The organism is Hymenobacter glaciei, from assembly GCF_039539585.1.
Lineage (GTDB): Bacteria > Bacteroidota > Bacteroidia > Cytophagales > Hymenobacteraceae > Hymenobacter > Hymenobacter glaciei.
Genome location: NZ_BAABDK010000011.1, coordinates 15,511 through 28,292 on the forward strand (window position 1 = coordinate 15,511; position 12,782 = coordinate 28,292).

Genomic DNA, 12,782 nt, shown 5'->3' on the forward strand with positions numbered 1-12,782 from the left:
GTTAGCATACTCATCGTGTGGAAAGGCCGTTAGAAACCAATGTTGAAACCTGCGGTGAACGTGCGGGCCTGCCCAACCGAGTTGCGGTCGACGCCCGCGCCAGTGTTGCTGCCGCCATTGCTTGAAATCTCCGGGTCGATGCCCGAGTATTTAGTGAGCAGCAGGGCATTCTGCACCTGCACATACACGCGGGCGTTGGCCACGCTCAGCCGGCCGAGTAGGGTGGGGCTGAAGGTGTAGCCCAGCGAAACCTGCCGCAGGCGGGCAAAATCGCCCTTTTCTACGTTCGACGACATCACCAGGGCCGAGCCGTTCGACACGTTGTCGCCGTACACCACCCGGGGCCACTTGGCGTTGGGGTTGTCAGCAGTCCACCGGTCAAGAATGTCGGTTTGGTTGTTCCAGAAGCGCTGGTCGTGCAGGCCGGCCTTGGAGCCGTTGTAAATGTAGTTGCCGCCCGAAAACTGCACGAACACGCCCAGGTCGAGGGCTTTATAGCGGAACGTGTTGTCGAGCCCGCCGTACCAGGTTGGCAGCACGGGGCCGTAATAAACGCCGTCGCTCAGTTGGGTAGGGGCCGTGGTGGGCTTGCCATCCAGCGTCGTCCACCCGGTGCCCAGGTGCTCATACTGCACTACCGTGCCATCGGCTTTCTGAAGTAGGCGGCGGCCGTTGGCCGGGTTCACGCCCAGCGAGGGCACCGCCAGGATTTCGCCCACCGACTGGCCTACCCGCGTGTAGTTAGCGGTTTCGAGGCCCGAGGTAGCGGTGCCGATGCGCTGCCCGTCGAAGGCCAGGGTCAGGACGCGGTTTTTGAGCGTGGTTACATTGCCGCTCACCGTCCAGTTGAAGTTGGTGCCCTGGATGGCATTGTAGCGCAGGTTGAATTCAATGCCCGTGTTTTGCATCGCACCCACGTTGGATAACAGCACATTGCCCAACACGCCAGGGCCAGGAGCGCCGGTGGCTACATTGGGAATGCCTTTGGAGGGTGACTGCGGCACATTCAGAATCAGGCCGTCTACTAAGTTGCGGTAGTAGGCAACGTCGCCGGTTAGGCGGTCCTGGAAAAAGCCGAACGAAGCCCCAACATCGGTTTTCTTGCTGGTTTCCCACGTCAGGTTGGGGTTGCCGGCGTTGCTGAAAAACAGCGACGAGCCGGTTCCGTAGAGTCCGGCTCCGTATAACTGCAGCGCCACGAAATCATCGATGCCTTGGTTGTTGCCCACACTGCCGTAGCTGCCGGTTAGCTTCAGGAACGAGAACGTATTGGCAAACGCCGAGTTCTTCCAGAAGTCCTCTTCCGATACGACGTAGCCAAGTGAAGCCCCATAGAAGTTGCCGTATTTTCGGGAAAAGGCCGAATAGCCGTCGCGGCGCACGTTCAACGTAGCCAAGTACTTGCGGTTGAAATTGTAGTTCAGCCGCCCAAAGAAAGATACCAAGTAGTTATTGCCCTCCGCGTTGCCATCGACGGCAATGTTGGTAAAGCCGCCTTGGTAATTCGTGTAGAAAGGGTCGGAAATACCGGTTCGGCTGGCTCCCCAGCGCAGCACCGCAGTAGACTGCTGCTCGTTGCCGAGCAACAGCGATAAGTTGTGCTTTTCACCAAACGTGCGGTCGTACTGCGCGGTGTTCTGCCAGTTCCACCGCTTGTTGGTGCGGTAGTAGCTGGCTGCTTGTCCGCCCAGTGACTGGCCGTCACCCGCCAGGCTGGTGAGGAAAGACTTGTCTTCGAGCGAGATGTTATTCAGGCCGTAGCTGGTGCGCACGTTCAATCCCTTCACCAGCTCCCAGTTGGCGTACACGCTGCCCTGAATTTCGTTGCCGTCCGACGTAAAGGAGTTGTAAGCCAAGTCAACCAGGGGGTTGTAGAAGTTGGGAATCAGCGGGGAGCCCGCTGGGCCACCGGGGTTCAGGTTAGGGCCCGCCCCAATGCCGGCTCCACCGGGGTTGATGTTGAAGCTGCCATCGGGGTTGTAAGGTGAAATATTGGGTGGCAGCGCCAGGGGCAAGCGGCCCAGGCCGCCCGTGCCAAAAGCGCCATTGCCCACCGAGCCCGAGTTAGGGGAAGAGTTATTGGTGTTGGAATAGCCCACGCGCATCCCCACCGTGAAGGAGTCGAATAGCTTGTGGTCCAGGTTCAGGCGGGCCGAAACCCGCTTAAACTCGTTGCGCTGCAGCATGCCTTTCTGGTCGGTGTAGCCCACCGACGAGTAAAAGCTGGTTTTTTCGGTGCCGCCCGAAAAGTTTAGGTTGTGCGACTGCGAGAAGCCGGTGCGGTATACGTAGTCGTACCAGCGCGTGTCGGCGGTCACGCCGTTGGCATCGGTGGCGCGGAAGCCCTCGATGTTGGTGCCGGCAGCCCCCACCGCTACCCGGTTGGCGTTGAGGTTGCGCACGGCCTCGTTCTTGATAGTGATGTAGTCCTGCGCGCCGAGCACTTCGTACAGGCGCACCGGCTTGCTCCAGCCCACCCACGTGTCGTAGCTGAGGTGGCTCTGGCCTTTCTTGCCTTTCTTGGTGGTTACCAGAATCACGCCGCCGGCGGCCCGCGAGCCGTAGATGGCCGTGGCCGAAGCATCTTTCAATACCTCCATGCTTTCAATGTCGGCCGGGTTCAGGTTGCTGAGCGGGTTGTTGGGCACGCTGCCCACCGCCGAGGTATTGCCACTGTAGGCCGGAATGCCGTCAATTACTACCAGCGGAGCCGAACTCAGCGTGATGGAATTCGTGCCCCGGATGCGAATCACGGGCGGGTTGTTCAGCACGCCGTTGGGGGTGGTGATGTTCACCCCCGGCGCCCGGCCCTGCAAGGCTTGGTCGAAGCTTTGCACCGGGGCAGCGGCAATCTCCTTGCCCGTGATGGTGGCCACATTGCCCGTTAGGTCGCGGCGCAATTGGGTGCCGTAGCCAACCACCACAACTTCTTCGAGCCCGGTCGACGCCGTGGCCAGCGTTACGTTGATGACGGACTGGTCGCCAATGGCTACTTCCTTTTTGTCGTAGCCTACAAAGGAGAACACCAGGGTGGTTCCCGACGACGGCACCGACAGCGAGTACTTGCCGTCGGCATCGGTTGAAGTGCCTTGGGTTCCGCCTTTCACAATAACGGTTGCGCCGGGTATCGATGCTCCATCGGTGCCCTTCACGCCGCCCGAGATGGTTCGGTTTTGCGCCTGCAGGCCATGAGCCCCCAGGGCGAAGACCCAGAAGAAAAGAAACAGTAAATGCTTTTGCATAATGGTCAGAAAAGGTGAGTGATTTAAACAGCTTTTATGGTGCCGCCAAGATAGAAGAGAAATGGCACAGCAAATGACTTATGTGAATATAACATTTGGATGCATTTGCTTAATAGCCAATGTGTCTTGATGCATGCTCGGTACCATAGATGCCGGAGAGCTTATCAATGCATATCAATAATTGTGAATGCTTGTATACTGAATACACCCCGTTCTCATTTTTAATTAAAAAAGGCCCCACTGCATAGCTGTGGGGCCTTTTGAAACAAGTTTAAAGGGGTATTACTTAATGCCTTCTAGCAGTGAGATAGTAAACCACACATGAAGCCAGCGACAAATCGATGCTCGGTTGGTAAGGATTCGTTGCTATTCCAGTACCAGCATGCGGCTGGCTGCGGCCTTTCCGTCTACGGTCAGGCGCACCACATATAGCCCTGGGTGAGCCGCGCCCGCTTCCCATCGCAACGTATTGGCCCCGGCAGGCAACAGGCGAGCGGCCTGTGCTGCTACACGGCGACCCAGGTTATCGAACATTTCCAGCTGTACGAGCCCACTATGGGGCAGTGCAAAGGATGCCTCGGTGTGGCCGCTGGCTGGGTTGGGGTAGAGGCCGAAGCCCGTAGCCAGGTCCGTACGTTCGCGCACGGCCGTAGCCACGCCGCTGGTACCTGCCACTGCGATGTCGCGGGCCGCCAGTCCATTGCCGATAGCGCCTACCAAAGTAGTCGCGCCGGTCGTCAGGTTCACGGTGTAGAGGCTGGTACTGGCGGTAGTGGTGTTGGCTACCAGGTAGGCCGTGTTGGTACCGGCCGCCGACGAGAAGATATCGAGGTCGATATTGGGTGTAGTCGTGTTGGCTACAATACCGGTAGCTCCCACCGTATTCAGCGTGCCGTTGTTAGGCGGAATCTGGGTGGTGAGAATGTTCAGGCTGAGGTCGTAGTTGTGGAGGGTCGTGGCCGTGGCAGTGGTGCCGGCTACGCTATTGGTGTAAGCCGAGGCGCCAATGTTGGGCGTGGCAGCGGCATTGGCATCGCCAGCGGCGTAAGCTAATTGCGTGTCGGTGGCCGCTACGGTGCCATCAATGGGGTTGAGGCGGAAGTTGGCGCGGCTACCCGACGTTACCCGGATGCGGTCGACCATAGGGTTAAAGTCGAAGCCAACCTTGCCCGCGCCCAATGCCAGGGCAATGGGCGTAGTGTTCACGGCGGTAACAACTCCGGTCGTGCTATTCAGCGAGTACAGCGTATAGCTTTGAGCGGTAGTATTATAGCCTAGCGCATAGAGGGTATTGGTAGCCGGCCGAATGTCGAGGCCCACCAGCGTCTGGGTAGCGTCCATGCCGGTGATGCCAACAGAAGTCCGAATCAACCCTGGCTGCCCTGTATCGAAGGTGAGCAGGTTGGTGCCAGCGAGTGCATAGGCCAGTTGTCCGGTAAGGGCCGGCAGCGTGGCGGGCCGGCTGATGGCAAAGGCAATGTCGGTAACCAGGGTGCCAACCGGGCCTACTGTGCCAACAGCCGTCATGTTCGCTCCCGTGATGAAGTCCAGGGTGTAGAGCTGCGTGCTGGGCGCGGCAGTAGTACCGGTGGCAATGGTGAGGTAAGCACCGTTGGTGCGGGAGGTTGGGTCAAAATAAATGTCAAGGTCCGTAGCCAGGGCCGTGGCCGTATTCACGGTAAGGGCGGTGCGGCTGTTGAGCGTGCCGTTGTTCGGCGGGTCTTGGGAGGTGTAGCGGCTGTTGGCCTCGTCGATGTCGTAGAGCACCGTGTTGGTAGCGCCAATAAAGGAGTTGCCATAGGCCACGGCACCCACACCCGGGGTTTGCGCGGCGTTGGCATCGGTGGTGGCGTAGGCCAGGTTGGTATCGGTAGCGGCAATGCCGCCGGTATTGGGGTTCAGGCGGTAATTACTGTTGTTGCTGCCAGTTACCCGAATGCGGTCTACGGTAGGGTTGAAGTCGAAGCCTATACGGTTCAGAGTTGTTCCCAAATTAAGCGTAATGGTCGCGCCTATGGCAGTCAGGGCACCGGTGGTGGGATTTAGGGTGTACAGTTGAGCCTGTGTGCCCGTTGCGGTGTAGCCAAGCGCAAACAACTGGCCGGTGTTGGGTCGGGTATCGAGACCCACCAGTGTTTGCCCGGCAGTAAGGCCCGTGACAGGAACTGTGGCCGTGAAAGTGCCCGGAGCCGTGGCCTGGAAGGTGGCCAGGCTGGTAACAGCGCTAGCGGTGCTCACCAGGCCGTATACTGTTTGGGCCTGAGCCGCACCGGTCGAAAGTCCCAATGCAGCCAGCCCCAGCAGGGTGCACCGTAGGGTGGAGGGGCAAAAAGTAGTTTTCCGGAGCATGTTGTGCGAAGAATAAAGAATGTAGAAATGGATTGCCAGCGCCCGCCGCATGCGGGCATCTCTATCATCCTACGTTCACCGCTTGCAACTAGGATTCAAGTAAAATTTATTTTAACCTGCTTTTAATGCATTGATTTTCGAAAAGGTAGCGTAGTTCCTCTTCGCCCATTCTTTTGCTGGCCAGAATAAAAAAGGTGGCAACCCTGCGGCCGCCACCTTCTCTCAAACTCATAGCCTGCGCTTTTGCCCTACCACGGCACCGGCTGCCCCTGCCAAGTCACAAAGCTGCCGTTTTCTTCGGCGTGCAGCTGCTCGGCCAGCCGGATAATGCCACGGGCCGAATCGGCCGGTTCCTGGGTGGCGTGTTCGCCGCCCATTTCGGTGCGCATCCAGCCCGGGTCCACGAGTACCGAAATCAGGCCCATGTGGCCAATTTCGGCGGCCAGGCTGCGCATATACATGTTCAGGGCAGCTTTGCTGGCGCTGTAGTGGTAGGGGTCGCCGGTGGCTTTCCAGGTGAGCGAGCCCTGGCCCGACGAGATGCTGAGAATGCGGCCCTTGCGGCCAGCGCGCAGCAGCGGCAGCAGCGCCTGCGACACCAGCAGCGGCCCAATGGCATTCACCTGCATCGTTTCAATAGCGTCGTCGTGGGTGAGCTGCCCCAGGCGCTGGTGGTCATCGCCCGACCCCGCGTGCGGATACACGCCAGCGTTGTTAATAAGCACGTCGAGGGCGTCGGCATTTTCCTGGGTAGTAGCCACAGCGGCGGCAATGGAAGCCGCGCTGGTCACATCAAGCGGTAGCAGCACGAGGCGGTCGGCGTACTGCTGCTTCAGCGTTTGCAGTTCGGCGGCAGTAGCAGGCTGGCGGCTGGCCGCAAAAACCTGGTCGCCACGTTCCAGATACTGGCGGGTAAGTTCGAGGCCCAGACCGCGGTTGGCTCCGGTGATGAATGCGCGCATGTGGTGATTGGAGGATTAGCTAGAAGAATAGGGGCCGAAGTTTACGCATAAAAGCCCGCCCAGCGGCAACGGTTGCATAGCGCCTTTGGCAAAATGAACCCAATTTGATGCTTCTTTTGGCCTGCTAACTACAACAAGCTTCTCCCGTTATGGTCGTTTCAATTGCCAGCCTTTCTGCCACCGAAGCCCGCGCGCTACTCCCGCAGCTACACGCGTTACTCCAAGATGCCGTCGACTCAAACGCTTCGGTCGGCTTTATGCCGCCTCTGGTGGCGGCCGAAGCCCACGAATACTGGCAGAGCGTCGTCGCGGCCATGGATGCCGGGCACCGGGTACTACTGGTAGCCCGTACTCCCGATGGGAACCAACTGCTGGGTGCCGTACAACTGGACTTGGCCACTCGTCCCAATTCGCTGCTGCGCGCCGAGGTCTCGAAGCTGCTGGTGCACACGCGAGCGCGCCGCCAAGGCATTGCCCGCCAGCTAATGGAAGCACTGGAAGCGCAGGCGCAGCAACTGGGCCGCAGCACCCTCATCCTCGATACGCGGCACGGCGATGAAGCCGAGTTGCTATATCAGAGCATGGGCTACCAGTTCGTAGGCGCTATTCCGGCGTATTTCATCAACTACGATGGGCAGCCGCATGCCACGGCGGTGTATTACAAACTGCTCACGAGTTAAGAATAGGAATTGGGATAGCAACCATTGGCCGAATTTGAGCATCCAATCAACCAAATCAGCTCATTTTTCCGCAATGTTTCTCCCGCGTTTATTCTTTTTTCTGGCCTTATTTGCTAGTCTCATATTCCCCGCCTTTGCGCAAGACGCCCTGCTAACCGGCCAGGTGCAGTCTCAGGGCGACAAGGCCGCCATTCCGTTTGTCAACATTGGCATACGCGGAAAAAACACGGGCACTGCAGCCGACGCGAACGGCAATTTTTTCCTGCGCATCCCGCCCAGTCAGGCCAACGATACGCTCACTTTTTCGGCCATTGGCTTCCAAGAACAGTCTTTGCCTATTGCCCAAATAATTGGACACCAGCAGCATACATTCTTGCTAGTGGAGAAGCCGACGGCCTTGCACGAAGTAGTGATACTGGGCCGGACGGCCAAGGTGCGCCGAATCGGAACCACAACGCACAATCCGTTCCTCTGGGGCCGAGTGGATAATCGCGAAACGCACGACATCGTTGAGTTCGTCAAATTTATTCCGCTGCGCAACATTCCATCGGAACTGCTAGAGGCGCATATTTTTCTCCGCTACCCCACAGTCGATACCGTTACGTTTCGCCTCAACCTCTACCGTGCCAAGGAAGGTTTTCCCGGTGAACGACTCGTTGAGCAGACCGTTTTGGTGCGCACGGCCGTGCAAAATGGCTGGCTGAATATCGACTTAACCAAGTATACTTTGAAGATGCAGGATGACTTTTTTTTGGGATTCGAATTTTTGCCTGGGAAGAAAATTGCCGGGCCTCTTTCCACAAAGAAATTTGCTGCACCCATTCTAAGCTATGGAGGACAGTTTGGTGGCGCGGCCATTTCCCGCACCAGCAGCCTGGGAGCCTGGAAGCGCGAGCCTGGTGCGTCACTCTCAGCCTATGTGACGGTGAAGCAATAACTTATAGTCGATAAAAATGCTGTTTACGATGAATAAAACCGCGGTTATCGCATTACCGTCAGACCGCTACGCTTGTATCATCAACTCATTTCCCTTCAATAGAAAAGCGCGACCATTCTCATGGCCGCGCTTTTCTATTGAAGGGAAATGAGTTGTCTTTACCCCGCCGCGATGGCTTTGCGGCGGCTGGCGCGGGGCAGGCGTTCGGCGCCCAGCTCGAGCAGCTCCTCGTCGCGCTCAGTCTTTTTAATGGTCCAGCTCAGCGAGTACAGGTCTTTGCGGCGGTCGCGCAGGTTTCGTACGGCGCCGCTGGTGTTCAGGTCTTTTAGCAAGTCCAGGTCGAGGTCGGCAATGAGGGTCATCTCCGTGTTCGGGGTGGCTTCGGCCACAATGGCATCGTGCGGGAAAGCGAAGTCTGAAGGGCTGAACACGGCCGACTGGGAGTACTGAATGTCCATGTTCTCGACACGCGGCAGGTTGCCCACCGAGCCGGTGATGGCCACGTAGCATTCGTTCTCAATGGCCCGGGCCTGGGCGCAGATGCGCACGCGCTGGTAGGCGTTCTTGGTATCGGTCCAGAAAGGCACAAACAGGATTTTCACGCCCTCGTCGCTCAGCATGCGGGCCAGCTCCGGAAACTCCACGTCGTAGCACACCAAGATGCCGATTTTGCCAAAGTCGGTGTCGAAGCACTTGAGCTTGTCGCCGCCGCGCATGCCCCAATAGCTGGCCTCGTCGGGCGTCACGTGCAGCTTGTACTGCTCGTCCACGGTGCCGTCGCGGCGGCAGAGATAGGCCACGTTGTGCAGCTTGCCGTCCTCGTACACCGGCATCGAGCCGGCCACGATGTTGATGTTGTAGCTCACTGCCAGCTCCATCATTTTTACTTTGATGGGCTCGGTGAAGGCCGCCATGGCCCGGATGGCCACCGCTGGCGAGTCCTGGTTGGTGAGGGCCATGAGCGGGGCATTGAAGAACTCCGGAAACATCACGCAGTCAGCCTTATAGCCGCTCACCGTGTCCACGAAAAACTCCATTTGCTGCAGCAGGTCCTCCAGGCTGCGGGTGGCGCGCATCTGCCACTGCACAATGCCGATGCGCACGTTCGATTTTGTGTTGCCGATGAGCTTTTCCGTCTCTTCGTAGTAGACGTTAATCCACTCCAGCAGCGTGGCAAAGGCCTTCGATTCGGAGTCGTAAGGCAAATAGCCGCGGATGATTTTGCGGACGTGAAACTCGTTCGAAAGCTGGAAGGTGAGGATAGGGTCGACCACTTCTTTGTTGCGCACCATTTCCACGTATTTGGCGGGCGTCATCTCGTTGGCGTAATTGGCATAGCCGGGTATGCGGCCGCCGGCCACCATGGCGCGCAGGTTTAGGTTCTCACACAGCTCCTTACGAGCATCGTACAGGCGGCGGCCCAGGCGCAGGCTGCGGTACTCGGGGTCCACAAAAACATCGACGCCGTACAACGTGTCGCCGTCGTCGTCGTGGGTATCGAACTTGCCGTTGCCCGTGATTTTGGCGTAGGTGTGTTTGTCGCCAAACTTGCTGTAATCGACAATGATGCCGAGGGCCGCCGCCACCAGCCGGCCATTGTCCTCGATGCCAATCTGGCCTTCGGGAAACTTGCGGAGCAGGGCCGCAAACTCGTCGGCGGCCCAGGCCCCTTCCATGTTGGAATACACCTTGTCCATGATTTCCTTTACCTCCTTAAAATCGGAACGGCGCAGGGTGCGCAGTACCAGCTTGTGGGCCGGCACAGCGGTGGGGGTCAGGCGCTCGACAGGCACCGCCGGGGCGGGCTTGCCTACCTTTTTGGCATGCCCGCCTTTGGCGTGCGCGCCGGGCGTGGCTTTGCCGCTGGCGGCGGAAGACGCGGCAGATTTGCCGTTAGAAGAAGTTGCCATAATATCGAAAAAGAGCTGTTTGAATGTCGGGGCAGCCACCAGCCGGGTGGGCTACGGCTGCCATTGGGCCAGCAAATTTACCCATGAAAAAACCCGTTGGCGGCATTAGCCAACGGGGTCTTAAACGGAAAAACTGCCAAAACGGTGCAATATGCTGCCCCGGTCTACTCGCGCACCACCCGGCGCGTGGCCGTGCCCCGCACCGTTTGCACCGTTAGCAGCGCCACCCCGCGGAAGCTGCCAAAGGCCTCGGCTCCGAGGCGTGCGCTGCCCGCGTTGCCATCGTAACTGCGCTGAAACAGCAGCCGGCCCACTACATCGGTGGCTGTGATGGTGAGTGGCCCGCTGCCTACTGGCATGTTAAGCGTGAGCGCGCTACCGACCGCTGAAGGGTTGGGCGCAGCAGCCAGCCCGGCATCGAGGGCTGCATCGCGGGTGCCAAGGCGAATGATGCGGCGGTAGATATCGCGGTACTCCACGCCACTCACCACTTCCTGCCCGCCCACCAGGCGTGTGGTAATGGTGAGCACCGGCACGTGCTGGCCCTTGGCTAGCCACTTGTACTCGCGCGTCAGCGGAATGTCGAAGCCCTGGCCGGGTGTACCGCCAAAGGCCACGCTGTCGTGGTCGATAAGCTTGGTGACGATGCGCACCGTCTGGAACGTGCCGAAGGGCGTCGTGAGCGTGCCCCAGGCATCGGGCTTATTCACCCGTTTGCGCTTCTGGCTAAGGTAGCCGGCCGTGGCAATGGCAGCCGGCGTCGAGAAAAACGAGCTACTGGAGTCGGCCTGGCTGGCGAAGCTTAGCGGGAAGCGGTAAATCACGTCCTGCTGCGTTGCGCTGGCGTAGGTAACCGGTACCGCGGTACCATTGAGCGAGGCCCCGAAACCCACCGAACGAAAATCCTGCGGCGTGGCTCCGGCGGCAGCCAAGCGAAAAAACTGGTAGGTATCGGTAACGGCAATGGGCAGGCTGGCCCCGGCCGGTACGGGTAAAGCCTGCGGAGAAGCCACTGTGGCTTGGTTGGCGCCGCCAAACGCCCCAAAAGTGAAGGAATAGAACAGCGAAGTAGCCGTTACCACACTGGCCGGCACATACGACTCCACGCGCTGGCTGACCGGGGTCAGGCTGCCATAGTTCCAGGTTTGGTTGGCTCCGCTGCGGCTTAGGGGTGGGACGCTGGTGGGCAGCACCGCGCTGGCCACGCTCAAGCGCAGGCTGTCGACGCCGGCTGTGAGCGAGGGCATGTCGGTACGGTCGATAACCGGCGAGCTCGTTTGAGCCAGCGCCGGCGCGGCGGTTAGCAAGAAGAAGGGTAAGAGTCGGCGCATATTCCTGGGGCAAAGAGTGGCACTACGAATATACGCCGACACTTGCCAGCAGAGGGCTAACGTTATGCTACGCCCGTCATTTCTGGTACGTCGCCGGTGGGTACCACCAGCTTGCCGGCCGTGGCAGCCACAATCTGCTCCACGCTCACGCCGGGGGCGCGCTCGCGCAGCACAAAGCCATCGGGCGTCACGTCGATGACGGCCAGCTCGGTCACAATTTTCTTCACGCAGCGCAGGCCGGTAATGGGCAAGGTGCATTCGGAAAGCAGTTTGCTGCTGCCGTCGCGGGCCACGTGCTGCATGGCTACGATGATGTTCTTGGCCGAAGCGACCAGGTCCATGGCGCCGCCCATGCCCTTCACCATCTTGCCCGGAATCTTCCAGTTGGCAATGTCGCCGCGCTCCGAAACCTCCATCGCGCCGAGAATAGTTAAGTCCACGTGCTCGCCGCGAATCATGCCAAACGAGTCGGCCGAGGAGAAGAGGCTGGAGCCGGGCAGCGTGGTTACCGTCTGCTTGCCGGCGTTGATAAGGTCGGGGTCGACCTGGTCGTCGGTGGGGAAGGGGCCCATGCCGAGCAGGCCGTTCTCGGATTGCAGTTCGACGTTGATGCCGGCCGGGATGTAGTTGGCCACCAGCGTCGGAATGCCGATGCCGAGGTTGACGTAAGAATTATTCTGAACTTCTTGCGCAATGCGCCGGGCGATGCCGTGTTTGTCGAGCATGGGAATAGGGAGGAAGGGTCAGCGAGAAATGGGGTGTGAAGGGCGGCGCAACTGGCGCAGCTGCCGCCATTGCAGGAGGCGGGCTACGAGCAGCAGCCCCGTGAGGCCCGGAATCAGGAGTAATAGAATGCGGGTGTTGGCTTCGTTGTAGGAAATGTGCCAGCGAGCGGCCAGGTTCACCATGAAATCGGTGCAGTACCAGTACGCCAGATGAATCAGGCGGTCGACGAAAGTGGGCAGGTTAGTCATGCGGCTGCTGTTTAAGTCGTCGAATGAGCACGGCATCACGCAGCAAGCCATACGTGAGCATTAGCAGCAACAGGGGCACCGCCACCAGAAATACCGCAATGTTGGCCGCGGCGTAACAGCTGGCACCGCCAGCACCCAGCGCCGCAATGGTGGCATGGTACAGTGGCTTCAACCGCCAGTAGGCTGGACTGTTGGCTGCGGTGGCATGCGGGCAGCTGTGGGCTTCGCAGTAGCGGGTGCAGCGGCTGGCTACGTACCGGGTAGTGGGCCGGTTGGGCGCCGTTTCGTTCACGTAGCCACCAAACAGCACCGGCAAGCTGGCCAGCAGCAACGTCAGCAGCAGTAATCCCGCCCGAGTAGACCGCGTCAGCATGATGGCAAGTTGGTTAGGAAGCTG

General features: G+C 59.3%; 10 protein-coding genes. 2 read left to right on the plus strand and 8 right to left on the minus strand.

What is annotated here, in order from left to right; all coding sequences use genetic code 11:
- Positions 1-29: 29 nt before the first annotated feature.
- The 3 genes from ABD837_RS06845 to ABD837_RS06855 all read right to left on the minus strand — a co-directional run bounded on the left by ABD837_RS06845 (position 30) and on the right by ABD837_RS06855 (position 6,553).
- Entirely contained in the window at positions 30-3,242 is a 3,213-nt protein-coding gene (locus ABD837_RS06845; RefSeq protein WP_345052016.1) for a SusC/RagA family TonB-linked outer membrane protein, read from the minus strand.
- A gap of 366 nt (positions 3,243-3,608) precedes the next feature.
- Positions 3,609-5,591 carry a DUF4394 domain-containing protein gene (locus ABD837_RS06850; RefSeq protein WP_345052019.1) on the minus strand — a complete coding sequence of 661 codons (1,983 nt, stop codon included), beginning with the start codon at positions 5,589-5,591 and terminating at the stop codon, positions 3,609-3,611.
- Positions 5,592-5,839: 248 nt separating this feature from the next.
- Entirely contained in the window at positions 5,840-6,553 is a 714-nt protein-coding gene (locus tag ABD837_RS06855) for an SDR family oxidoreductase (RefSeq protein ID WP_345052021.1), read from the minus strand.
- Between the two features lie 149 nt (positions 6,554-6,702).
- Here ABD837_RS06855 and ABD837_RS06860 point away from each other — a divergent pair, with 149 nt between their 5' ends.
- Together ABD837_RS06860 and ABD837_RS06865 are read left to right on the plus strand one after the other, a co-directional pair.
- Positions 6,703-7,233, plus strand: a complete 531-nt coding sequence (locus tag ABD837_RS06860) for a GNAT family N-acetyltransferase (protein ID WP_345052023.1) — start codon at positions 6,703-6,705, stop codon at positions 7,231-7,233.
- Between the two features lie 73 nt (positions 7,234-7,306).
- Positions 7,307-8,170, plus strand: a complete 864-nt coding sequence (locus ABD837_RS06865; RefSeq protein ID WP_345052025.1) for a carboxypeptidase-like regulatory domain-containing protein — start codon at positions 7,307-7,309, stop codon at positions 8,168-8,170.
- Positions 8,171-8,328: 158 nt separating this feature from the next.
- Here ABD837_RS06865 and ABD837_RS06870 read toward each other — a convergent pair whose 3' ends face one another.
- The 5 genes from ABD837_RS06870 to ABD837_RS06890 form a co-directional block, all read right to left on the minus strand.
- Complete coding sequence (locus tag ABD837_RS06870) at positions 8,329-9,867, minus strand: carbon-nitrogen hydrolase family protein (RefSeq protein WP_345052230.1); 1,539 nt, start codon at positions 9,865-9,867, stop codon at positions 8,329-8,331.
- 377 nt (positions 9,868-10,244) lie between these two features.
- Positions 10,245-11,411, minus strand: coding sequence for a hypothetical protein (locus tag ABD837_RS06875; RefSeq protein WP_345052028.1), 1,167 nt, complete (start codon positions 11,409-11,411; stop codon positions 10,245-10,247).
- 62 nt (positions 11,412-11,473) lie between these two features.
- Positions 11,474-12,136 carry a 3-oxoacid CoA-transferase subunit B gene (locus ABD837_RS06880; RefSeq protein WP_345052030.1) on the minus strand — a complete coding sequence of 221 codons (663 nt, stop codon included), beginning with the start codon at positions 12,134-12,136 and terminating at the stop codon, positions 11,474-11,476.
- Between the two features lie 18 nt (positions 12,137-12,154).
- A complete protein-coding gene (locus tag ABD837_RS06885) occupies positions 12,155-12,385 on the minus strand; it encodes a hypothetical protein (protein WP_345052033.1) in 231 nt (76 codons plus the stop codon).
- A complete protein-coding gene (locus ABD837_RS06890) occupies positions 12,378-12,758 on the minus strand; it encodes a hypothetical protein (RefSeq protein WP_345052035.1) in 381 nt (126 codons plus the stop codon). Before ABD837_RS06890 ends, ABD837_RS06885 begins: the two co-directional genes overlap by 8 nt.
- Positions 12,759-12,782: the final 24 nt, after the last annotated feature.